Source organism: Legionella longbeachae (assembly GCF_004283175.1).
Lineage (GTDB): Bacteria > Pseudomonadota > Gammaproteobacteria > Legionellales > Legionellaceae > Legionella > Legionella longbeachae.
Genome location: NZ_RXNW01000003.1, coordinates 87,236 through 112,163, shown reverse-complemented (window position 1 = coordinate 112,163; position 24,928 = coordinate 87,236). Strand labels below are relative to the sequence as shown.

The following is a 24,928-nucleotide window of genomic DNA, read 5'->3' as shown; positions in this document are numbered from 1 at the left end:
AAGATTTATACCACTATGATATTAAATAAGGAAAGTAGAATCCTTGCATCAACGATATTTGCAAAAATCTAATACTTCCTCAGGCTTAGATAAAAAGAAATAATTATTGGTAATGTTTACAGTTTTGCAAAATAAGTTGACGACAATGAAATAATATCTTAATTTGTAACTATGATTTGTGCATGAATATAAACTACATCTACCGCATGAAAAGGGAGCACTCATGTTAATTAAGTTAATGCTTGGAGTACGTCAGTTTCAAGGTGAGTCATTTAAACAACTGCAGGGGATTTTTGAACATTTAAGTATGGGACAAAATCCAGAAATTTTGTTCATTACTTGTTCTGACTCACGCCTTATGCCAAGTCTTTTAACTCAAACAAAACCTGGTGAATTATTTGTTATACGCAATGTAGGCAATATCATTCCCCCTTCTGATGTGTCTTCGAGTGAAGCAGCAGGCATTGTATTTGCGCTAAATGAGCTCGATAGCATTAGAGATATTATTATTTGTGGTCATTCACATTGCGGTGCCATGAAAGGACTATTAACACCAGACTTAAAAGATCGCCTCCCTGAAGTAAGTTCGTGGCTACAACATTCACATTCAGTTATAAAAAAAATGCAGGAGACAAATACTCCTCACACCCAAAACTTTGATTTAAAGGTTCGTCAAGCAACCAAGCTCAACATTTTAACACAAATTGAACATTTAAAATCATATCCTGTTGTAGCTGAAAAGCTCGCCCGCGGAGAGTTAAATCTACACGGGTGGCTCTATGAGTTTGAAAAGGGAGAAGTACTTGTTTATGAACCCCAAACTCAGGAATTTATTCCTTTTGAGAATGCATTAGCATTAGCTGTTTCTGGCCGTAGAGACAAAATTATCGAACAAGTAGCAATGAATTACCTGGAATCCCTTACTCACCCACGAACAACCAAGGAGTATGAAATATTAGTCCAGCTATTTTCTCTTCTTGAAAAGAAAAATTTACTTACTATTTGGCCTGCAATAAAAACAGCAGCAAAACAAAAATTATGGGCGGAGTTAGGAGGGTTATACCCTGGCATTGAAGACGTACAATTCAACACCTTACTGGATCAAGGATGCCAGTTAAAACTAAAAAATCTCCAAAGTTTCCAGAAAAATGTTATGGAATCTCAAGGGTATCATCAATACATGGGAGAAATGATGCGTTACTCAATCTTTACTCCACCCCCGCTTCCCTCAAGTTCAAATACGCCTCATGAATTGATCAATATCCCTGGTTAAATATTGATTTGGACCCCCGTCTTAAAATTAATGTTTTATTGATGGATAGTCATACACTATTTTAGCTAATCACATATAGAAATGAGAAACATTAAATTTTATATGGTACTTTTGTTTGCAATGTATTTGTTTGACCTATAATTATACTTAATTTAATAAAGAACAAATTACCTGGAATTTAAAAATGCAAAACTCATGGAAAGAACAGTTATATCAACAGGTGATCAACAAGCTTGGTAGTAAAAAAGGCAAAAAATTTGCTGAAAAATACCTCTCTATTTTACCGTTAAGTTATTGTGAGCAACATAATGCTGATGAAACATTAAGAGATCTCTTAGAAATTGATACATTATCAGCGCAAAATCCATTAACTATCGAATTCGTAGAATCACCACGTACCGAATTTCCCTTACACATTATGCTCTATCGCTATGGTAGCCCTATACCTTTATCAGATATTTTACCCATACTTGAAAACCTGGGGCTGCGCACTTATACGGAACGACCCTATAGAATTGAGATTGATCGGAATGAAGTGATTTGGATTGGTGATTTTAATGTCACGTACACTCGAAGTAATTTACTGCCCCTCGACAAAGTAAAAGCCATTTTTAATGAAGCGTTGATAAAAATTAGCGCGGGAGTTTGTGAGAATGATGGCTTCAATAAACTGATTTTAGGTGCAGGATTATCCTGGCGTGAGATTATTATTATTCGCGCTTATGCTAAATACATGCAACAAACCGGGTTTCGTTTTAGTAAACAATATATTGAAAAAACGGTAGATACCCATGCCGTAATTGCCAAAAAACTCATTCAACTTTTTTATTTAAAATTTAGTTCAAAACAAAATTCCACCATACAAAAAGAAAAAATTGCCCTGGAACATGAAATTCAAACGGATATCGATGCAATCAACAGCCTGGATGAAGATCATATTATTCGCTATTTTTGGTCTTTAATAAAAGCCACATTACGTACGAATTATTTTCAGCTTAATGCCCAAGGACAATTCAAAGAATACCTATCGTTTAAGCTTGACTCAACAAAAGTCCCTGACTTGCCCCCAGGGCAACCTATCTATGAAATTTTTGTGTATTCTGCGCGCTTTGAGGGCATTCATTTACGTAGCGCCAAAGTAGCTCGTGGCGGTATTCGATGGTCAGATCGTCCTGAAGATTTTCGTACTGAAGTCCTAGGGTTAATGAAAGCTCAAAAAGTAAAAAATGCAGTGATTGTACCTTCAGGAGCAAAAGGTGGTTTTGTCCTAAAAAAACCACTGCTTGTACTTGATCGCGAACAAATAAAACATGAAGTAATTTATTGTTATCAATCATTTATTCGAGGTTTACTTGATCTTACCGATAATCTTATTGACGATCGTGTTATCTCTCCCTCAAATACCATCTGTTATGATGATGCAGATCCTTATCTTGTCGTTGCTGCTGATAAAGGGACGGCAACATTTTCTGATATTGCTAATGGAATTGCCAAAGAATACAACTTCTGGCTTGGAGATGCTTTTGCATCGGGCGGATCTGCAGGATACGATCATAAAAAAATAGGCATTACCGCTCGTGGTGCATGGGAATCAATCAAGCGGCACTTTCGTGAACTGGACATCAACATTCAACAACAAGACTTTACTGTGGTTGGTATAGGAGATATGAGTGGTGATGTATTTGGCAATGGGCTAACCTATACCAACCATTGTCTTTTAATCGCAGCATTTGATCATCGCCATATTTTTCTTGACCCTACTCCAAACCCACATCAGTCCTTTGAAGAGCGTATGCGCTTGTTTCAATTACCTGTTTCTTCATGGGAAGACTACAATCCAAAGCTTATTTCAAAAGGTGGTGGTATTTACAAACGAACAGTCAAATCAATCTTGATTACCCCAGAAGTAAAAAAAGCACTTGGAATTACCGATGATTCGCTCACTCCCAATGAATTGATTCGAGCCATATTAAAAGCACCCGTTGATTTATTATTCAATGGAGGTATTGGTACTTATGTAAAAGCATCAACCGAATCACATGCTGATGTAGGAGACAAAACCAATGAATTTTGTCGCGTTAATGGAAATGAATTACGTTGCAAAATTGCCGGTGAAGGAGGAAATCTTGGTTTTACGCAACTAGGGAGGGTAGAATTTGCACTTAATGGTGGTTTAATCAACACCGATTCCATTGATAATTCAGCCGGAGTCAGCTGTTCTGACCATGAAGTCAATATTAAAATTCTACTCAATAAAGAAATGAATCTAGGACAACTTACCGAAAAAAAACGTAATCAACTTCTTACAAAAATGACCGAGGAAGTCGCTCAACTCGTTTTGCAGGACAATTACAATCAAGCCCTGGTCTTAAGTTTTTCTGCGATGAATACCGTATCTTATAGTGGTTTATACCAAACATACCTTAAAGAACTGGAAGGAGTAGTGAATTTAGACAGAAATGTTGAGTTTCTTCCCGATGATAAACGACTTTTGGAACGTAAAGCATCTGGACAAGGGTTAACACGTCCGGAACTATCTATTATTATGGCGTATACAAAAATTTATATTACAAGTGAATTATTAAAATCTAATTTACCTGATGATCCTTATTTTACGACCATACTTGAAACCGGTTTTCCTTCATTGCTTAAGAAAAATTATGCAGAACCAATGGCAAAACATCGATTACGTCGTGAAATTATTGCAACTCAATTAAGCAATCAAATTGTAAATACTGTAGGCATTACATTTATGTACCGTTTACACATTGAAACAGGCCAATCAATAGCGGATATTGCCCGTGCTTATACTGTTGCCGCCAAAGCCTATCAAGTAGATGACTTGCACCGCTTGGTTGACTCATTGAATTATAAGTTACCTGTACAAACTCAATATGAATTACTTCATCATGTCAGACAATTAATGAATTTAGCAACCCGATGGTTTTTACACCATAGGCGTCTTGATGGTGAAATAGCTCGTAATATAGCTCATTACAGTCAATCAATTAGCAAACTTGAGTTATTGATCCCCGATCTAATGGCTGGGGTTACTCGAGAATATCTGGATAAAATAGTGACACAGTTTGTAGGTATAGGTTTACCTGAAGACGCTGCGCGAAAAATTGCAACTACTCGGGCAATGTATACATTACTCAATATCATAGAAGTTGCGACACAAAATAAATTCGATTTAAGAAGAACTGCAGAAATTTATTTTAAGGTTGGCAGTAAATTTAGCCTGGTTTGGTTTCGTGATCAAATAGGAAATGATTCTCGTGAAGGTCATTGGAATAATCTTGCACGTTTATCCTTACGCGATGAATTAGATAATCTTCAACGTCGTTTAACCATTGTCATTTTAATTCATGATCAAAAAAAGCTTAATGCTGAAGAATTGATCTCTTACTGGTTTACTAGAAACAGCTTCATTCGACAACGCTGGGAACAATTGCTGGAAATGCTATTAGATAGCCCTAGTATTGACTATACTATATTCTTCATAGCCCTGCGTGAATTAACTACATTAATTAGTGCAGAGAAATGAATAGGGTATGTTGACAACTCGCTCCAAGAACCTACGAGCCACCACTTGTTCACAATCCATGAATTAGTTAAATTAGAAATATGACTTGCGTAGGAAGCAAGCTTTCTTGCCCATTTTAACTTTGTAAGATCGCATACCAACTGGACTGCTCTCTGTTATTAGAATCTTGTCCGGGCCACTGTTTGGTAGTCTAACGATTCCGAGATCTCCATTCGAGTCAAAACGTTGTCAAGGTTCGACTCAGAGTTTTCTAAAAAATCTGTAATCACCGAACCACTAAAAGTATTGTACTCATTCTCCAGGTTAAACTTATCTAAAATTTGATTTGCTTTCATTACCTCACCCATTATTTTTTGGCGATCCTTTTTAATCTGGTTACCATGTTCATCCGCCACCATGCAGTGAGTGTGGTTCTTACATATCAGTTTCCCGTTCGCAAAATGGCCTTTAATAGAACCAATAACATGACTATCGCTAAATGTAATCTCGCCCCAACCCCATAACTGGCCATTTAGAGTTGGCCCTTTATACTTGAATATTTCATTTTCTATATTAACTTCTCTACTCAGAACTATACGATTGATCAGGTTAAGTTGCCCATTGCTAAATTGGCCGTTAATACTAGTTTTGTCTTTATATTCAATGGTTCCACTACCATCTTTTTCACCATTTTTAAACCATCCAGTGTATATATTGCCCTTGCTATCTTTATATCTACCTTTACCATGAGGCATGCCATTTACAATATTGCCCTCATAGAAATCACCATTAGAGAACTCAATTGAACCAGGATCTGGTAACTTGCCATTGTTAAATATGCCTTTAATGGTATGAGTTTGATATTTTAGGATGCCTCTGCCATTAGGAAGATTATTGGAAATCGGACCGGTATAGGTACCACCATCTGGATATGTATATTCACTTTGTTTTGAAGGAATACTACGAAATGATCTTGTATCTACATATGTGGTTGACTGTTCATCATCGGGCGGTGCAAAAAAGAAGCAGCCTAATAATTTAGAAAACCAGCTTACTTTTTTGCGAGCAAGATTGGGACTTGATGAGGTTTGGTTTGTGGAATTAAAGAATTTCATATTAAATACTCCTCATAGAGTACAGAAGAAGCTACTTTTTATTTTAATAAAATCTCCTTATAGGATAATTAACTTCATATGCGCCGTTGTAATCTTGTATTCCTAATTTTCTCGAGCATAATCGAGTTATCACTGGCCTTGAAGCGTGCGTGCCTGATGACAGGTGTGTCACATAGCAACCTAGATAATTTTAACAGGCGATCTTATGATAAATGGTGTAGACAAACTAGACACAGTCAATCACAAAAGGCTTTATTTTTTAAGGAAGATTGGCTAATTGAACCGATCTAATGGGGTACGCCTGGTAAATCTTTGCCTGGAGCCATTGCCTTAAGAGATGATAAGTTGAAGCGAAATTATGCGTCAAAGAGTGCAAGTGCATGCTCCAATATCTGGCTTCCCATCTAATCAGTACCGCTTAAGTAATAGTATCACATTGAGTTCAATATACACCTTAAATCAGGCAAGCGCGATGACGTCATTTGACGTCTGTATTATGGCAAATAGGCAGAATGGGACATGGTATGCCGGTTCAATATCAGCTTTAATGAAACGAGTCTGGGCGCATAAAAATAACATAGTTCTAGGATTTACAGCGAAGTACAAAATACATAAATTGGTTTATTACCAAGAGCGTGAAACCTATGTAGAGGCGGCTCGATGCCGCCGCACGTAGGCGGGGGATAAATTGTCAACACGCCCTACTTGTTTCTTTTGAAATCAAACCATAAAACAATGCTCTAGAAATATTGTTTTCTTTTTGGCGTATATGGTACTTTGGGTTCTCAAATTTAATAGTTAATGGAGTACATAATGGATGAAGAAAAGAGAAAAAATGCGAAGCAGAAAATCGCCAATGCTAAAAATCTAGAACGATATTTTTCTCAAAAGGAAGCAATAACCGAGTACCAAAATGGAATTAATTTATTTCTGCAAATTTCCAATAAAAGCGTTGCAGATATTAAAGCCATTGTTAGTGCTTACTATAATCTTGCCACTCTCTTTTTTAATTCAAAAGATTATGCAAATGCGGGCGAGTGTTATGTAGCAGCGATAAACCAACTCGTACAGACGTCATTAGATGATGATTCATATCGAAACTTAACTGAATTATATATTGATTTGGCTGATGCTTGTTATGAAATGATGAATCAAGTTGCCGGAGATGAGGCAATGGCTAATGCAATAAAAGCATTTGGATTAATTCGGTATAAAACACCTGAAGAACAAAAAATTGGTGATCCGGTGACTCATTTCAAAGAGTTTCATGCTTATTATGAAAAAAAATTATCCACAAAATCATACTTAAAATCCGCTAAATTTATGAATCATGAACATTTACTGGGTGAAAGACAAGTTGAAAGACAACAAGAGCAAGCACTTTTCAATCAATTTGAAAGCATATCTCTTAGTGAAATACAGCAATTTGATCGCAGTCTAGAAAATATGTTATCCCAATTGTCCTTGACCGCAGAACCACCAACTTTTAGTCCGATTTCATTAAATGAAACGCCCAGTGATAGTGCTTATCGCGGAATGGCAATGCAGTTTTTAAATTTAGCCAAATCCCAAATCCAGAATAAACAAATTTCGAATGCGATTACCACCTATCAACAGGCAATTAAAACGCTCAATGCAATCAAATTACCCAAAGAAAGCGACCTGCAAATTATTCAAAGTCTGACGCAACAAATAGAATACTTACAAAATAAGCCTGGCTCTTCGCACTCTCATTCATTCTCATCCTCACATCAAGTCGAACAGCCATCTGTAACGACAACTAGTCAAAGAATGGGATTTTTTGATCATAGATTTAGAGAAAGCACCTATGACGCCACACCACAGTTTGGTTCTTTTAATGAAACAAACGAGGAAGAAGAGAATGACTATAGTATGTCTCTATAAAGCCTAAGTCATACCCCGGCCTGTTAGCCGGGGATTATAATTACCATTAATAAACTTATTAAGATTTGCTCGCTAATGCTTTAATTTCAGGGATTCTACCTCAATGAGCAACGTATTTATCAATTCACTCGCACTTAGGTTTCTGCATAATTGTGCTGATTGTCCGGACCACATGGACATAAAATCAATGTGTTGCTCTTCCTTTGCTTTTTTTCGCATTGTTGTGGTTAGAGCATTTTGAATAGGATAGCTAAGAATATTAGTTTTCTTCTCATCCATACGTTCGATAAATTTATTACGTATTCCTCGTGCTAATTTCCCAGAAAAAGCGCGTGTTAATACAGTGTTGTCTTGAAATTGAGCTAATAAAGTATGTTTGTATGAATCAGGTATTCCTGATTCAGGGCATGTAAGAAATGCAGTACCCATTTGAACTCCGTCTGCACCTAAATCAGTAGCAGCAATAATACCCCTTCCATCCATAATACCACCTGCCGCAATAACAGGAATTTTAAGTTTATCAACCAATTGAGGTAATAGACTGAATAAACCAATTAATGAATCTTCAGCCTTACCTAAAAAAGTTCCTCGGTGTCCACCAGCTTCACATCCTTGAGCAACAAGGGCGTCAATACCACTTTTTTCAAGCTCATAAGCTTCTTCGAGATTGGTAGCAGTACCCATTAAAATTGTATGATTTTTTTTAAATTGTGAAATCCATGCTAAATCCAATAAACCGAACGCGTAACTAAAAACTGGAATCTTTTCTTCGATAAGCACTTTTAATTGTTCTGAAAAGGAAGGTGCGTAAGGCTGTACAACGGGTTTAATTTCTAAATTGAGCTCGATGCAAGATTGTTGAATATCGCAACACGCCTTATGCATTTGACTTGGCGTAACTTGATTGTGTTCCGGGATAAACAGATTGACTGCGAAAGGATTGGCCGTTAATTCACGAATTTTTCTTATCGCAGACCTAATATCCGTCGGCGACATATATCCTGCTCCCAACGAACCTAAACCACCTGCGTTACTTACTCCGGCAACTAACTCTGGGGTAGTCGCACCACCCGCCATAGGCGCTTGGATAATTGGATATTTTATACCTATTTTCTCAGCTAATTTCGCACGCCACATCGCTATTCCTTAACTTGAGACACATAAAATATTTTACTCTATAAACACACAAGTGATAATCTCTAATCTTGCTGTAATTTATTCGATGAATTTTTTAAAATGCATCAATGACTAGTGCATTGAGTTAGGAGAACACTATGAAAGCACAAGCAATATCCTCTTTTGGTGATTGTTCCGTTTTTGAAACAATTGAACTTCCCAAACCCACCGTTAAACCTGGCTATGTTCTAATTCGTGTAGAAGCGACTAGTGTTAATCCTGTCGATTGCAAGGTACGTTCCGGAAAATACAGTCAAATTTCTCCTCCATTCCCAGCAATTTTGCATAGTGATGTATCCGGCATTATTGAAGAGGTTGGCCCCAATGTTACTGAATTTTCAGTAGGTGATGAAGTTTATGGATGCGCCGGGGGGTTTAAAGATGAAAGTGGCGCATTAGCCGAATATATGCTTGTTGATGCACGATTAATCGCTAAAAAACCTAAGACACTGAGCATGGTAGAAGCAGCTGCATTACCTTTAGTGACGATCACCGCTTGGGAAGCATTGTTTGAAAAAATAAAAATTAAACCAGGACAAAAAGTATTAATCCATGCCGGGATAGGTGGTGTAGGACATATTGCTATTCAGTTAGCAAAATGGGCTGGGGCTGAAGTATACACTACGGTATCTTCGCAGAATAAAGCAGAAATTGCAAAATCGCTGGGGGCCAAAGAAGCAATTAATTATCGAGATGAATCGGTTCAAGAATACGTAGGGCGATTGACTAGTGGAGTAGGATTTGATGTGGTTTTTGACACTGTGGGAGGCGACAACCTGAATCAATCATTAGCTGCAGTCGCTCTCTATGGGAATGTCATCAGTATTCAATCTGCTGCTCTATATGATCTTTCACCTTTGCATGCAAAATCTGCCAGTCTGCATGCTGTTTTTATGTTAATTCCTTTACTTCATAATGTACAACGTGAACGCCATGGGATGATACTAAAACAAATTGCAAGCCTTGTGGATGAGGGTTATTTGAAGCCACTGATAGACCCGCATCTTTTTTATTTTGAAAATATAGATAAAGCACATGCTTTACTTGAGTCAGGAAAAGCAATGGGCAAAGTTGTTGTCCAGGCATACTAAATAACGTGGGTTCGATATAAACACATGGTAATTATTTATATCGAACTTACTTGAGGGCTGGAATCTTTATCAAGACTACTAAGGCGAGTTCACCATTGATTAATCTCGCCTGGATGCTGCGAACAAGTCGGTACGTAGGTGGTGGAGATAAATTGTCAACACGCCTTAATCTTAAAAGATAAGGTTCGTGTTTCGCAGAAAAGAATAGTACTCGCAATCACTGCAGCAGGCATGACTAAAATATTAATGACAGGTATGAGACTGGCCAGATTAATAGAACATCCTAATCCTAATGAACGCATTTTATTACGCTTAATTTCCTGCCGCATTTCTTTAAAGTCCACTAAATTATTATCCATCGCAAAGTCCTGATATTGGATGCTCAACATCCATGCATTAAAAATAAACCATATAAAAGGATAAATCGGTTGTAAGAAAGGGACAAAAAATAAAATACCAACCCCACAAAATCGAGGGATAAAATAGCGAAGAAATTCCATTTGCCTTTGCAGACTACGAAGAGCCATTTGATAAAATGATATGTCAGGAATAGAACTAGCATAAAGGATGTTTTGTGTTTTCTCAGCTAATAAGCCATTTAAAGGAGCTGCTACCACATTAAAAACTACTGTAAACAGTGATAGAAACATTAAGAAAAAACCCAGGATAAAAATTATAAAGAACAAAGTACTTAGAAAACTTAGCCACGAGGGCAATTGATTTAGATAATAATATGCGTAAGGAAGTAAATAATGAGAAATTAAATAGAACAACCCGGCAAACATTAAAAAATTTACTACTAAAGGCAATATAATAAAACGTTTTAACCCTTTGGTAAAAAGATGACGAATTCCACGTAACAAATAAAATGTACCCCACCAGAAACTCTTCATTTTTACCCTTATTTTTACAATGCACGTTTTAGAGTAGCTTATATCACTGAGCCAGGACTTCAAACTCACTTTGTAACATTCTTGTTACAATTTAAGAGCATCTTGTTATAATTCTGTTACATTCCTTATTTAGACTGGGTATCGGATAACAATCTAAGAGGTATAAGAAATGATTATAAAAAGAATATTGCTGCTGGGAATCATATGCGCTGCTGCGTTTTCCACTTCAGCGTTTGCAAATCATCATTCTCACCGCCATCATCCACGATTTAAATTTTTCCCTCACCATCACCACCACCACTCAAACTCCTGGAGAAACGCTCACCGATGGTCTCCCCCTGGAAATTATATTGTAGTGCCAAATAGAACGCCATATTCACAATATCATCATCATGACTAATCAATGGCTTCGACATAAGAGATACAACAATATCTTTTATGTCGAGCATGAGCACTATGTTTTCCAGATTGCTGACAATCTCTATTTGTGTGTCATAAATATTAAATTTTCTTGTATTTTAGTTAGGATGTGTTAGTTATTTATTATCAGTTTCCTGCTTCTCGGACTGGCTGGATAGGGTATAACCCCTATTATAATAAATTATTAGAGATCTTGATGAAAACTTTGATGCAAGTATTTATTTTTTTTCTTATTTTATCTGCGGGTATTTATTTTTCTCTAGCCTTATATATCATAAGAAACGCAGAAAAAGATGAAAAAAAGCATGCCGATGTCATTATAGTTCTTGGCACAAAGAGTTATCATGGCGATAAATACAATCCTTGTCTTGTAGCTCGAGTACAACATGCGGTTGATTTGTATAAAGCAAACTATGCACCAAAGCTTCTTTTCTCCGGAGGAAAAGATACCAAAAATGGGCCGAGTGAAGCACAAGTAATGAAAGAAATTGCCTTACATCTAGGCGTTTCAGAACAGGACATCCTGCTTGAATCCGCATCGGCATCTACATACGAAAATCTTTTGTTTTCTGAAAAAATAGTTTCAGCAAAGAAATTTAATTCCATTCTTTTAGTTACTGAACCTTTCCATTTACCTAGAGCAATCCTTGTAGCGCAAAAACTGGGACTTAAAGTTTCCGGTTCCCCTGCGATACAAAGTCTTTGTTGGCAAAAAAACAGCTATTTTTCCCGACACTTTCTTAGAGAGCCGCTTGCTATTATTTACTATAAAATTAAAAATCAATTATAAATTAATCAAGTAATAGCCAATGAGATATTTAAAAAATCAAAATGATTTTATAATTGATCTTAAATTGGTGTATAGGTATAGTTCAAGAACGCTAAGCCAGCAATCTTGGTTATAATGCCATCGTTTTCTGCTACTAAAAAAACAACCAAAAACTCACATCAATGGAGTTACCTTTATGCCCTGTATCTGGGCATAGAGAATGGCAAACTTTCTCTGAATATGATCAAATACAGTTTTGACATAGCCCTGGCCAATAGTGATTTAGCCACAAAAGCAATGCAAGAATGGATAAAGTCACCTATTGGCGCATCAATTTCCACCTTAATTATTTTTAGTACAATAAGCTCTTCTTTAATAACACACTATAGTATTCGAGAAGATAAAAAACCTTTTAAAATAGTCATCATGCTTTGGCCTTACGTCCGCGACTGTATGAAAAGCTTAAGTAACGCATTGCGAGGAATAAGCAGTACTCTAAACTTAATCTATATTCTTGAATTTCAAGATATAAGACACCTAGTTATTCCAATGGGGCTTTTTGTAGGTGGGCTATCTGTTGTCAATCGTATCTGGATACGTTGTAAATCGCATCAATATCATGAGATGTTAGAAGTAAATGCACAATTGCTTGTCGATCTTGAAAAATTAAACTTCTTATCCCCACAGCAAATTGAAAGTATGCGTCGAAAAATAGCAAAGCAATCTACTGCATCTAAAACATGCTCCTTATTAGCAGCGGTTTTATCGGGTCTGATTGACGGACTCAATCCCTATTTGGGGTCGTTAACTTTAATGACATGCTCACCTTCCATGCTCCTATTAATTACCAGTTTTTGTGGTGTTTATTTTTTGGTAACCTTAGCAATACGGGTTCATGAAGAAATAAACTTACAGCAGGAGTTCTTAATTACTCAAAAAAAAGTTGAATTAACCATATTGGAAAAAGAAATTGATCTTTTGAATCACTCCATCACCCAGTTAAGTGATTATTTGATTCTTCAACCGCATCATAAAGAGCCATTTTTAGACGAATACACTACCCTCTCAGTTTATCTTAACGCTAAGCTTGAAGAACAAGAAAAGGAAAGGAAAGCATTATCAAAAATAATGCACAGAACACCAACATGTATACAAGGAGCCCAACTAGGATTAAATGCCTATAAGTATGTGATGCTTGCCTTTAGCACGTGTATTTTTTTATCCCCTATCAAACTTCCTTCCTTGTCTTCGGAACATCGTGCTCTGTTGGGAATGGGATCACTAGGTGCTGGAATTGGCTATGCTTTTTCGTCTTCTTTTTTACGGCAGTGGTTAGTATCCTTGAATTCTTATTTTAAACCAAATAATTCACAGAAAAATTGCGGTTTAATGTTTAGCAAAAAAATATCTTCCTCATTTCAAAATTCAAAACAGTTTTTTTTCGTATTCCAAACATCAGCAGACATCTTGCTTAACTTCCGAAGTATGCAGATTCAGGTACTAAATATTTCATTGATGAAATACCCAGGAACTTATACTTTAGAAACATAGCAAGAGCCCAAAATTTTAGGCTTCTGCTAGTTTCTCTGGGCTAAAAAACATAATGTCTTAAATTATTTACTTCGTCTTGGTACACGTTTCAGAGCCGAGCTTATTGTCTGATTGTAATGTCCAATTACCTTGTATTGAACCATCCGACTTTAACTCAAACACTTCAATTCCAATTGCATCAGGTTTTTTAGGATCCCAAAATGAGACTGAAATAGCATTGGGTAAACTTCCTACCATAACACCAGTGCCATAAAGAACAGGATCCCCATTATTATCATCCCATTCAAAAGTATACGTATCATTTCCTTTAGTTATTGAGAGAGTAGAAGTACTCGTATTACTGGAAGCATCTGCCCGCTGACATTGGTAATCCCCTTGGGGGTTAGGAGTTGCATTATTACTTGTATTCGTTGGGGGGCTAGTGCTATTAGTTGATGTATTAGTATTAGCCGGAGTGCTCGTAGTATCTGCATAGGTTGTTACAGTAGATAGCGATAATGCGGTAACTAAATAAACACTCTTAATTACAGTTTTCATAATAAATTCCTTTTTTCATATCTTATCTATATGAGTATCTTCGTTACTTGGCCTTAGTGCACGTCTCGGTGCCCCCTTTATCTTTGTTACTTTCTGAAAAATAACCATCTAAAGTACCATCAGGTTTAATATTAAAAATTTGAACTGTAGTAACAGTTGGGGACTTAGGTTGCCAAAATATATAACCAATAGCATTGTTTATGTTTTTATTCATTACTCCCTTGCCAATATAATATGGAAATACGTTACCGGTGGGAATTCCTGAAATTTTGTATACATCTCCATTTTTTTTGAAAACTATAGTTTCTGTACCGTCATTAGGGGTAGAAAACGGATCATGGTAGGAACATTGGTATGATCCTGAAATGTCAGGTGTATCGGAATATACACTCGTTGAGACTGTCAAGATCCCCACTAGTGTTGCGAGCGAAATCTTACTAATAACTCTCATAAGAACTCCTTTTTCTTATCGTCATTCAAATCCATAAAGCTATAGTAAATATATGTTAGGCTATAGAGAAAAGCAAATTTATCCACCCCCATACTATTTTAAATCTGATAAAAGCCCTACCCCCTTCCCCTGTTCATCTAATGACTCAATAAGTTGTTTTAGTCGTCCCTGGTTTAAAGCCATCCTTTCAAAAAATCCTATTTGCACCGGCATACCACGAATAGAATTTTTCCATTTTTCTGCTGCCTGACACTTTGTCTGCCCGGAAAGGGACAAAAAAGAATGTTTGGGACGAGTATCTTCTTGACGCTGTCTAATATATTTATCCAAAGAAAATAGATTAATTGCCGTATGAACCAGTTTTGCTTCTCTGCTGGTTAGAGTACGCATCTGTTTTTGAGCTGCCGCGGTAAAATCTAAAGCCGCTGTATAGGATTTATCCTTTTGGGTATCAAAATCAAGCTCTAACAACTGAAGTGTCTCATCTAATAAAACGTCATCGTCCGTAATTAAATCCACTCTACTTTTCTGAATAAAAGGGTAAATCCAGCGACACTGGTTAGTGACCTGAAGAAAATCCCCACGACGATTTGGAATCAAATGAGCAACTTGCGATAAAGCATTTACCATCTTTATGGATCGAGCATCTATATAATCTTCCTGATCATGAAAAAATTTAAGGCAATCTGCCGTTTTTTCAGTGAGCGTTTTAAAAATTGCGAGCTCGGAACGTCGTTCTTCGTCTGTAGTATGATGGCGAAAATAAATCAGATAAGGAATCAAATGGAGTTGTTCAACAGTACAATGTTTATAAAGTAAATAAAAACTGGATTGCAGTAGAAAGAGAATGTCTTTTAATTTATGTATTTCTTGTGACCGCCTTGCAGAAAACCCCTCATTCAAACGCAACAATGGATAGCTATTATCAAGCTCATCCAGCCCTGCGTAACCTGACATACGGCTTGTAGATGCCAATAAAGAGAGAAGCTCCGTACTTTGTAATTTATTGTCGGGAATGCTGTCATAGCGATTTTTTATTTCTTGAAATAAAAGAGGATGATGAAAATCCCTCTCTAACAAACCTGCTTTATATAATTTTTTTTGAAACGTAAGCCAAGGGATAACAAGCGTATCATCCTGCCATTGATCATAGGATAAATTATGGGCACCCCAACTCCAAAACTCATGAATGTTTTTTTGAACAGAAATCATCATCTCAGATGGAACAGCATTTTCCTCATCATATATTTCGGCGATTTTTTTGAAACATGAGACTAATTTAATGACTTCCTCAGCGCTTTTTTCCAAGAGAATTTTTTCTTCTAATTCATTAATTAGCCTTTTAAATTCACCGACCTTCATCCTTTTACTCCATGTCTGATATTATAGTTAAGAGAAAAACATATGAATTAAAACCCAAGCATTCAGTATTATTTGTTCAACAAAAAAATCAATTAATCAACATTCTATACAAACATATATCAGAATATTTGTTTTAAATCTAGTGTGCTCAAATTTGTCATTTCAATGAATTGAGAGCTGTTCTTCGAATGAAGAAAAACAATAAATCCGCCATCAATAACTAAAGAATGTAGGGAACGTCACTCTGGACGAAGTGTATTACAACAACTATCATGGCAGCATCACTCTATTTTTTAAACATGATTATTTCGTTTAGAAGGATATTTACATCAATGTTTGATTTTACTGGAAGTTACACTGACAAATATCAGCTCACCATGGCTCAAGTTTATTTTTTAAAAGGCCATGAAAACTCAACTGCAATTTTTGATTATTTTTTCAGAAAACTTCCATTTAGTTCCGGATATGCCATTTTTGCTGGCCTTTCTGATTTACTTAAGATATTAGAAAGCTATCATTTTAATGAGCAAGATATTCATTTTTTAAAAAGCACAGGAATGGATCCTAAGTTTCTTGATTATTTAAAAAACTTTCGTTTTCGGGGTACTGTTTATGCCTCTTTTGAAGGGGATTTAGTTTTTCCTACCCGCCCTGTGGTTTCTATAGAGGCCAACATTATCGAAGCCCAGCTTATTGAAACAATTCTATTAAATTTATTAAATTTTCAAACGCTCATCGCAACAAAAGCCAGCCGTATCCGACAAACAGCAGGTCATTCTGAGTTAATTGATTTTGGTTTGCGCAGAGCCCAAGGCCCAGGGGGGTATTATGCGAGTCGGGCGGCAATTATTGGCGGCTTTGATTCTACGAGCAATGTGTGTGTAGGACGTGACTATGATATCCCTATTTCAGGAACTATGGCACATTCATATATACAAAGTTATGACAGTGAACTGGCTGCATTTCGTGATTTTGCGGAAATCTGGCCAGATAATTGCTCATTGCTTGTTGATACCTATAGCACTTTAGAAAGTGGTGTTCCCAACGCGATTCAAGTAGCCAAAGAAATGGAGCAACGTGGACACCGTTTACAAGGAATACGATTAGATAGTGGTGACTTGGGAGAATTAGCAAAAAAATCACGTCAAATGCTTGATGAGGCAGAACTAAATTATGTAAAAATTATCGCATCCAATCAGCTTGATGAAGAAAGGATAAAAGAACTGCGTGAACAAAATGCGCCTATCGATGCTTTTGGTGTCGGAACAAAGTTGGTTATTGGAGCACCAGACGCTGCTTTAGACGGAGTATACAAATTAGCTTTTATGGATGAAAAACCACGAATAAAGCTCTCAGAGACTATAGGTAAAATTACTTTGCCTTACAAAAAACAAGTGTATCGGCTGTTGAATGATGATGCTTTCCTGGGAGGGGATGTTGTTGCGCTTATGAATGAAACGGATCTGGGAAAGATTCACTCTCCTTTTGGAGATAAAAAATTCGCTTTTAAACATTATGCGCAGGAGCCTTTACTTCATAAGGTCATGGAAAATGGTAAGTGCATATTGCCCTCACAAACACTCCAGCAAATCGCAAAATACAGCAAACAACGTTTACAAAAGCTCCCTGAAAAATTCAAGCGATTTGAGAAACCAGATATTTATCAAATAGGCTTAAGCCATCAACTGAATGAAAAACGAAATCAACTAATAAAAGAATATCAAAAATATTCCAATGAAAAAAATAAATAAGACCTTAATCATCATTGATGTGCAAAATGATTTTATGCCTGGTGGTGCACTTGCGGTATCACATGGGGATGACATTATTCCAATTATTAATGGATTACTTCCTAAATTTGATTTAATTGTAGCTACTCAAGATTGGCATCCTCAAAATCACAAAAATTTCGCATCTAATTATCCAGGTAAAAAACCTCTCGATAAAATAATAGTACACGGAATAGAACAAATACTTTGGCCTAATCACTGTATTCAGGGAACTTTTGGCGCAGAATTTCATCCCATGCTCGAAATAAAACCTATAGAAACTATTTTTCGCAAAGGTATGAATCCTGAGGTAGATAGTTACAGTGGTTTCTACGATAACCAACATCAAATAAACACAGGATTATCAGGTTATCTCAATGCAAAAGGGGCTAAGAAACTTTATTTTTGTGGTTTATGTGCTGATGTTTGTGTTTATTTTTCAATAAAGGATGCACTGAAGGAAGGGTTCGAATGTTATTTAATTGAAGATGCGACTATGCCTCTTAATCAAGAACACTTTAACGAGATCAAAGCAAAACTCGTTCATAGTAATGTTAGATTATTAAAGAGCAATGACATTTGATAAGTGATTGTTGACAATTCGCTTATCCCATAACTAAATTCCATAGATTGTTGCAAGCTCATTCTGCTCAGCCCTGTATTTTTGTACTCTTCGCAAGCTCACTTTGGTTGCACGCCCGGCCTGGAATCAAGTGGATGATGCTCTATCCTTTTTGCATAAATCATGTGGTGATTAAATCCTAAATCAGCCAAAATAGGATTTCTGTCAATTAAAGTGATATAACCTTGTTTTTGCAAATAGGAATTAAGCTTTTCAACCCGATTTTCTATATTATGAACCTCTATGCTTATCTGTTTGATTATAGAAAACTGCTTGGGTTGAATACTTTTTATAACATCGATTTCTGCACCCTCAACATCTACCTTTAAAAAATCGATATGCTTGATTTGATTTTGTTCAATAAAACGTCCAAGTGAGGTCAGTTTACATGTGACTTGGGTCGTTTGTGTTTGTTTTGTATAATTTTTCTTAATAAAATAGTCCCGAAAAAAAGGTAGCCATTTTAACTGATAATAAAGAAATTTATTTTGCCAAGGAAGTAGCTTTAAGAGCGTATTATAATCCAATAAAGGTTGAAAATTGGAAATTAGCTTATCTTGGGGCTTATAAGTTGCAGTCCCGGCACTTTTTCCAAATAAAGTAAATGCAACCTCACAATCTTGGGCAACGTTACTGATGCCTGTATTATATAGATGTATCCTACCCTTAAAGTGTTCTAAATTTTTTTGCAAACAAAAAAAAGTCATTGGAATTGGCTCAAAACAGTGGATTTCAGCAGTATAATTACAATGCTGCAGGGCAAATAACGAAAAAATGCCAATATTTGCTCCTACATCAACAATAATTGCCCCGGGATTTAAACTAAGAAAATCAAGCAAATACGTTTTTTGTGAAAAAATTTCATAGATTAATCCGTGTGTTTCAAGTTCATTTACAAAATAAAGATCTCCAATTCCAAATTTTTTTTGTACGATCTTAGGAAACATAATTTTCGCCCTCACCATAAGGATAATGGGTCATTCCTGCCAAAATTAACCTGTCGCCAATATGAGGTGTTTTTCCATGCAGGCAGGAATAATTATCAATAATCATAAGATCCCCTGGTTGCCAGGAAACTAAAAGCGTATTTTTTTCTACCGCTTCGCTGATCAACAAAGATTCTTGCTTTGAAAAAGACGTACCATCCCCGTAAAAAGCCAAATAAGGATGAATGCTGTTTTGCAATAAGATAAAGGCCAGAACAGGATTTTTAACACTTGAATTAATATAATCGCTAATACCATTGCAATGCTGAGAAAGCTGATTACATTGATTGAACCATACTAATTTACCTGTTATAGGATGCTTTCTGCTGGCAGGAAGAAATACCTCTGTCACTAAATCATTACCTTTCCATTTAAATTGTTGTTGTGTTTGATGAAGTATGTTTTCAACCTGTTCTTTTTCATATGTATTAAATTCTTCCATCCAAGTCTTAAATACAGGTGCAACCCCCATTAACTGAATGAGTTTATATTTTATTCCATAACTGTAATAATGCCGGCGATATAAAACGCCTTTTAGTTGTAATTTTTGTTGTAAGGATTCTGGAAGGGAGAGCCAAATTTGATGGCCATCAGCAAGCGAAGTACAGCCTCCCTGTTCAGCTGCTTTAATGCAGTTAAAAAAGACATGTGTTGGAAATTCAGCGCTGTACGATTTTTCATTATGTAACGCAATAGGATAACTCGCAGGATAATTGGATGAAGTAAATACACCTTCTTGAATTTTTGTTCTTGGAACAGGACAAAAATCGTAATTATAATTTGCGCCCAAGTTACTGGCTTGAATTACTTTTCTAAATTGCTCTGGAGTATTAATGTTAAATCCACGAAAGATAATTGCATGATATTGAAGCAAATACTCTTTAAATAAAATATTTTCTTCTTTGAGATATCGCACTAAATCGTTACTATCTGCTCTATCTTCAGCTGGAGCTTGTATCAGCAAAGGTAATTTTTGTTTATTTAAAAAAGCATAATGGAGCTGCTTATGCATCATCCCCCCCTGATTCCCTCTTTATTTTCTGTAGCTAAAACTCTGCCTGCAACAAACCTGATTTCTGCTTTTGATGTTGCAGATACACGTTCACCAGGCAACAGAATCCCAATTAAATTTAACGGATCCACCGACGAAATAATTCGTGGAATTTTATCAATATCATCATTCCGTACAGCACGTAAAGAATCTACTGCGTAAGGGAGTGCAAATTGCTCACCTAAAAATCCATCAATAAACCGTCCTCCACGTACCTCGCCACGTAATTCAAGGCGTCTCAAGAAAATCAGCAAATCTCGCCAGCGAGGGATATTTTTTTCACGCACGAGCAAATCACGAAAAATTACTCCATAACGGCCTAACAACATCCAGCATGCCGCTTCTACACGCTTTTCATGATCCTTTTGTACATGAACATGCAATAAAGACCAACGTCCCGTACTGAGTGGAAACATGGGGGCTCGTCTACGCCGACTACTTTGTTTGCGTTTTATTCTCATCAAACTCCGCACATTATCAAAACTATCGGCAGTTACCATTCCTGCCACAACTAATTCCCATAAACCATTTTCCACTTCAATTTTCAAATTTCCCGTACCACGTACAATATCAGCATAAAATGAAGCACCATATTTTTGCAAAAACCGATAAATATTGCGGGCTGGATAACTAAGGCTAGTCACTTCCTCAACGTTATCTATAGGTAGGTGTGGTGGAATCCAATCAACCTCTTCTCGAACAAAAAAAGTAATTGGGGCATTTCGGGCTGGTGATAAGCGTCGAGATTTTTTTGTTTCTTCATCTGCAAGCAGTACAGAAGGGTGTGGTGATACACGCCCCCATCCTACTGTGCCGTTCATGCATAATTTATCGAGCATTAACGCGTCATAATCATGTACTCGCATAGGAAAAATATCGGTTTCCCATGCATTTGCAGCTAATTCAAAACCTTGTAATTGCCTTATCACGGCAAGCAATCCTCTTTCGCCATTCATCTGATGGCCTGTTCCTATGTGTTGCCATTTCAACAACCAAGCCATAAATTGAGATTGACTAACAGGTTTGATCTGTTGACGTAAAGATTCCGTTGTAGCACGATGGATGCGAGCGAGTAATCGACGCTCACACCATTCTCTTTCACCTGCAAACTCTGCACGAAAATGTCCACGTAGCACATATCCACTTGCTTCTAATTTCAATAAAGCATGCGCTACATCTAACGGGGCAAGATGCAAACAATCGCTCAATTTTTTTTGAGTAATTGGCCCTGTATGTAACAACCACCCTTGTAGCGTTTTAAGTATAGCTTCTTCCGATGAGATGGGTTCTTCCTTGATATTTGCCACTTCATTGCTAAAGGAGGCACTCGGAAAAATACAATGAAAAGTCTTCTTTTTTTCTGTAGATACATAATAATTTATACCTGCAACCACAGCCAGTACAGCCCGTCCTTCAGCTTGTAATTCAATAAAATATTGTTTCCACTGCGGTAAGGAAGATTGTAATTCAGTCAGTTGAATTATTTCTGGAAAAACAATAACAGTGTGCAGCACATCTTGTAACTCATCTGCAGAGCGAATATCAGGCCAAGCCTGTTCCTGAACCTCAAATATAGCTTTAGGATCAAGCTTCCCCACCTCCTCCAGCATTGACTCCGGTAAAACGCGACGCATTTCAACGGCACGTGAACGCCGCTCTTCCAAGGGAGCATCATCTAAAAATGCGTATGGATTGGTATTTAAAATTTCATGAGCAAAAACCGAAGGAACTGGAGTATCTACGGCAATGCACGTGATGTGCTTAGTTTCAATATCATGGATTACTTTTGTTACCCCATCGATATCTAAAGCATCCCTTAAGATATCTTTCATAGTCTCTTCAATAAGCGGGTGCTCAGGCAATGCTACATCTCGTCCTCCTAAATTATCCTGACAAGCAGCAGCATCTGGAAACACAGCAGCCAATAAATCGTCAGCAAGCATTCGTTGAATATTAGGCGGGATTTTTTTACCACCCCGAAAACGTAATAATGATAATGAGCGTGAAGCTACTGCACGAAAACGCATACCCAATAAGGGCGATTGTAATACTGCCTGGGTGACAACCTCTTTTAATGTGTTTGTATGCAAAAAACGAAACACATCAGATAATGGAAAGCTATGTTGCTCCGTTAAGGAAATATTCAAACCATTATCTGTAGCAGCAGCCTGTAATTCAAAATTAAAAGATCGGCAAAATTTCTTACGTAAAGCCAATCCCCAGGCTTTGTTAATCCGTGCACCAAATGGTGCATGAATAATCAGTTGCATGCCACCACTTTCATCAAAAAATCGTTCAGCAATTATAGTTTTCTGAGTAGGGACTGCACCTAAAATTTGTCGACCTAAACGTACATACTCAAGTAACTGCTCTGAAGCAGAAGCATCAAGGCCACAATAGTTCATTAACCATTGGATGGCTCTTTGTGTCTGAGGAATATGCCTCGCATCAACAATTTTGGGTATTTTTTCGGGCAACAAAAAATTTATTTTTTCCCGAAGTTGCGATACTTGCAATGATAACTCAACGCTGCGTGCAGGGGCTTCTCCCAACCAAAAAGGAACACTGGGCGGTGCACCATATGCGTCTTCCACTAACACCCTCCCATTTTCGATGCGTATCACCCTCCAAGAATTTGTCCCTAGCAAAAAAATGTCGTCGCGATTACTTTCTACAGCAAAATCTTCATCTAGAGTACCAACCACGGCATTATCTGGCATCGAAATCACTGAAAACAAACCATTGTCTGGAATTGCACCACCACTAGTGATTGCGGCCAAACGACATCCTCGTCGCCCTTTAAGGATATGATTGACTCGATCCCTATGGATAAAGGCACCGTATCGCCCACGTGATCCAGCAATGCCATCTGAGAGCATAGTCAGAATTTCATCAAATTTTTCATGGGTCAAATGATGATAAGGATAAGCCTTTTTAAAATGACGAAAAAGTAAATCCTCATCCCAATCTTGTGTAGCGCAAGCAGCAACAATTTGTTGTGCTAAAATATCTAATGGTTCCTCTGGAATAATTAGTTGATCTAAATCTCCCTGACGGATGGCATAAACTAATGCTGCACACTCTAACAATTCATCCCGCGTAGTTGCGAAAATGCGTCCTCTAGAGATCGCTGCATGCCAGTGCCCTGCTCTACCAATACGTTGTAATGCAGTAGCAATAGCTCGTGGGGAACCGATTTGGCAAACCAAGTCAACATGACCAATATCAATTCCCAACTCTAATGAGGCGGTAGCAACCAGAACTTTCAGCGAACCATTCTTAAGTTGATTTTCTGCTTCAAGGCGTAATTTTCGTGATAAACTGCCATGATGGGCTAATACCTTATTTTCACCTAAGCGGTGTCCCAGATGATGAGCAACACGTTCCGCTAATTTTCGTGTATTGACGAATACTAATGTAGCGCGATTTTCTTGGGCTAAACCTGTGATTTTTTCATAAATCTCATCCCACATTTCATTGGAAGCAACAGCAGTTAATTCACTTTCTGGTATTACGACCTGCAAATCTAATTGCCGAGAATGACCAATATTTACCAATTTCACTTGAGTCTTTTTAGATCCAACTAGAAAATTTGCCACTTTTTCCAAAGGTTTTTGGGTAGCAGAAAGGCCTATGCGAATAAATGATTTTGGGGTAAGTGCTTCTAAACGCTCTAAAGATAATGCAAGATGGGTGCCACGCTTGTTATTCACTAAAGCATGGATTTCATCAACAATAACTGTATGAATAGCTGACATATTCATTCGACTTTTTTCAGCAGTTAACAGAATGTAAAAAGACTCAGGGGTAGTAATCAAAATATGTGGTGGTTTTTTGAGCATTTTTTGTCGCTCATTCGTTGGCGTATCTCCTGTTCTTACTGCCACACGAATTTCGGGTAAATCAATGCCTTGCTCTTTAGCTAATTCACTAATTTCTTGCAGGGGTAACAACAAATTCTTTTGTACGTCATTACTTAATGCCTTAAGTGGTGAAACATACAATACTTCAGTGGTATCCTGTAAATTACCTGTTACCGCTTTATGTACTAAACCATTTAAACAGGCTAAAAATGCAGCTAACGTTTTACCTGAACCTGTAGGTGATGAAATGAGTGTATCACGACCAGCCAAAATAAATGGCCATCCTTGTTTTTGTGGTTCAGTAGGCTTACCTACATTTTGGACAAACCAATCTTGCACCAACTGATGGGCCCATGAAATGCTTTGATAATTTGATGAGTTCATGAGATTAATGATAAATAAGCAAGTTACATTACATAGTATAGGCAAGCTCGCTAAGGTATCTGCCAATATATGCTTATTTTAAGTGTACTACTTATTTCTCAATTTAATTATATAAACTAATTTTTAAATTTTTATCCTGAATAATCAATGCTAATATTTATCCTAATAAATAATAAAATCAATA

Annotated in this window: 19 protein-coding genes and 1 pseudogene; 10 read left to right on the top strand and 10 right to left on the bottom strand. The window is 36.9% G+C overall.

What is annotated here, in order from left to right; genetic code table 11:
• Positions 1 to 223: 223 nt before the first annotated feature.
• Together EKG34_RS03935 and EKG34_RS03930 are read left to right on the top strand one after the other, a co-directional pair.
• Positions 224 to 1,273, top strand: a complete 1,050-nt coding sequence (locus EKG34_RS03935) for a carbonic anhydrase (RefSeq protein WP_003632571.1) — start codon at positions 224 to 226, stop codon at positions 1,271 to 1,273.
• 184 nt (positions 1,274 to 1,457) lie between these two features.
• Positions 1,458 to 4,820 carry an NAD-glutamate dehydrogenase gene (locus EKG34_RS03930; protein WP_003632572.1) on the top strand — a complete coding sequence of 1,121 codons (3,363 nt, stop codon included), beginning with the start codon at positions 1,458 to 1,460 and terminating at the stop codon, positions 4,818 to 4,820.
• 158 nt (positions 4,821 to 4,978) lie between these two features.
• Here the strand turns inward: EKG34_RS03930 and EKG34_RS03925 are convergent, their stop codons facing one another.
• The gene (locus EKG34_RS03925) at positions 4,979 to 5,914 is read right to left on the bottom strand and encodes an MORN repeat-containing protein (protein WP_003632574.1); all 936 of its coding nucleotides are present in this window, start codon (positions 5,912 to 5,914) and stop codon (positions 4,979 to 4,981) included.
• Between the two features lie 321 nt (positions 5,915 to 6,235).
• Between EKG34_RS03925 and EKG34_RS18380 the strand changes: the two are divergent.
• The 3 genes and pseudogenes from EKG34_RS18380 to EKG34_RS03910 form a co-directional block, all read left to right on the top strand.
• Positions 6,236 to 6,322: pseudogene (locus EKG34_RS18380) on the top strand (IS5/IS1182 family transposase); the annotation flags it as partial.
• A 64-nt stretch (positions 6,323 to 6,386) separates the two neighbouring features.
• On the top strand, positions 6,387 to 6,590 hold the full coding sequence (locus tag EKG34_RS03915) for a GIY-YIG nuclease family protein (protein ID WP_012978887.1): 204 nt from the start codon (positions 6,387 to 6,389) through the stop codon (positions 6,588 to 6,590).
• Between the two features lie 137 nt (positions 6,591 to 6,727).
• Positions 6,728 to 7,819, top strand: coding sequence for a hypothetical protein (locus EKG34_RS03910; protein ID WP_003632576.1), 1,092 nt, complete (start codon positions 6,728 to 6,730; stop codon positions 7,817 to 7,819).
• 72 nt (positions 7,820 to 7,891) lie between these two features.
• On the opposite strand, the gene EKG34_RS03905 is transcribed toward EKG34_RS03910, so the two are convergent.
• Entirely contained in the window at positions 7,892 to 8,956 is a 1,065-nt protein-coding gene (locus tag EKG34_RS03905; protein ID WP_003632577.1) for an NAD(P)H-dependent flavin oxidoreductase, read from the bottom strand.
• A gap of 137 nt (positions 8,957 to 9,093) precedes the next feature.
• Between EKG34_RS03905 and EKG34_RS03900 the strand changes: the two genes are divergently transcribed.
• A complete protein-coding gene (locus EKG34_RS03900) occupies positions 9,094 to 10,086 on the top strand; it encodes a zinc-dependent alcohol dehydrogenase family protein (RefSeq protein WP_003632578.1) in 993 nt (330 codons plus the stop codon).
• 155 nt (positions 10,087 to 10,241) lie between these two features.
• Here the strand turns inward: EKG34_RS03900 and cysZ are convergent, their stop codons facing one another.
• Positions 10,242 to 10,979, bottom strand: a complete 738-nt coding sequence (gene cysZ, locus EKG34_RS03895) for a sulfate transporter CysZ (RefSeq protein ID WP_003632579.1) — start codon at positions 10,977 to 10,979, stop codon at positions 10,242 to 10,244.
• 269 nt (positions 10,980 to 11,248) lie between these two features.
• Positions 11,249 to 11,395, bottom strand: coding sequence for a hypothetical protein (locus EKG34_RS18150; RefSeq protein WP_155808093.1), 147 nt, complete (start codon positions 11,393 to 11,395; stop codon positions 11,249 to 11,251).
• 200 nt (positions 11,396 to 11,595) lie between these two features.
• Here EKG34_RS18150 and EKG34_RS03885 point away from each other — a divergent pair, with 200 nt between their 5' ends.
• Both EKG34_RS03885 and EKG34_RS03880 read left to right on the top strand, forming a co-directional pair.
• Positions 11,596 to 12,189: a YdcF family protein gene (locus EKG34_RS03885; RefSeq protein WP_003632581.1), complete on the top strand. Its 594-nt coding sequence runs from the start codon at positions 11,596 to 11,598 to the stop codon at positions 12,187 to 12,189.
• Positions 12,190 to 12,303: 114 nt separating this feature from the next.
• Positions 12,304 to 13,719, top strand: a complete 1,416-nt coding sequence (locus EKG34_RS03880) for a hypothetical protein (RefSeq protein ID WP_003632582.1) — start codon at positions 12,304 to 12,306, stop codon at positions 13,717 to 13,719.
• 66 nt (positions 13,720 to 13,785) lie between these two features.
• On the opposite strand, the gene EKG34_RS03875 is transcribed toward EKG34_RS03880, so the two are convergent.
• From EKG34_RS03875 to EKG34_RS03865, 3 genes are all read right to left on the bottom strand, one after another.
• Entirely contained in the window at positions 13,786 to 14,256 is a 471-nt protein-coding gene (locus tag EKG34_RS03875) for a hypothetical protein (protein WP_003632583.1), read from the bottom strand.
• A gap of 43 nt (positions 14,257 to 14,299) precedes the next feature.
• Positions 14,300 to 14,707 carry a hypothetical protein gene (locus tag EKG34_RS03870; RefSeq protein ID WP_012978886.1) on the bottom strand — a complete coding sequence of 136 codons (408 nt, stop codon included), beginning with the start codon at positions 14,705 to 14,707 and terminating at the stop codon, positions 14,300 to 14,302.
• Between the two features lie 93 nt (positions 14,708 to 14,800).
• Positions 14,801 to 16,069 carry a hypothetical protein gene (locus EKG34_RS03865; protein ID WP_003632585.1) on the bottom strand — a complete coding sequence of 423 codons (1,269 nt, stop codon included), beginning with the start codon at positions 16,067 to 16,069 and terminating at the stop codon, positions 14,801 to 14,803.
• 332 nt (positions 16,070 to 16,401) lie between these two features.
• Between EKG34_RS03865 and EKG34_RS03860 the strand changes: the two genes are divergently transcribed.
• On the top strand, positions 16,402 to 17,820 hold the full coding sequence (locus tag EKG34_RS03860) for a nicotinate phosphoribosyltransferase (RefSeq protein WP_012978885.1): 1,419 nt from the start codon (positions 16,402 to 16,404) through the stop codon (positions 17,818 to 17,820).
• The gene (gene pncA, locus EKG34_RS03855) at positions 17,804 to 18,421 is read left to right on the top strand and encodes a bifunctional nicotinamidase/pyrazinamidase (RefSeq protein ID WP_003632588.1); all 618 of its coding nucleotides are present in this window, start codon (positions 17,804 to 17,806) and stop codon (positions 18,419 to 18,421) included. Before EKG34_RS03860 ends, pncA begins: the two co-directional genes overlap by 17 nt.
• A gap of 98 nt (positions 18,422 to 18,519) precedes the next feature.
• Here the strand turns inward: pncA and EKG34_RS03850 are convergent, their stop codons facing one another.
• Genes EKG34_RS03850 through EKG34_RS03840 form a run of 3 tightly spaced genes read right to left on the bottom strand, consistent with a single transcriptional unit; the run spans position 18,520 to position 24,744 of the window.
• On the bottom strand, positions 18,520 to 19,407 hold the full coding sequence (locus EKG34_RS03850) for an FkbM family methyltransferase (protein WP_003632590.1): 888 nt from the start codon (positions 19,405 to 19,407) through the stop codon (positions 18,520 to 18,522).
• On the bottom strand, positions 19,397 to 20,461 hold the full coding sequence (locus EKG34_RS03845) for a TauD/TfdA family dioxygenase (RefSeq protein WP_003632591.1): 1,065 nt from the start codon (positions 20,459 to 20,461) through the stop codon (positions 19,397 to 19,399). Before EKG34_RS03845 ends, EKG34_RS03850 begins: the two co-directional genes overlap by 11 nt.
• Entirely contained in the window at positions 20,458 to 24,744 is a 4,287-nt protein-coding gene (locus EKG34_RS03840) for a DEAD/DEAH box helicase (RefSeq protein ID WP_003632592.1), read from the bottom strand. The genes EKG34_RS03845 and EKG34_RS03840 overlap by 4 nt, the downstream gene beginning before the upstream one ends.
• Between the last annotated feature and the right edge of the window lie 184 nt (positions 24,745 to 24,928).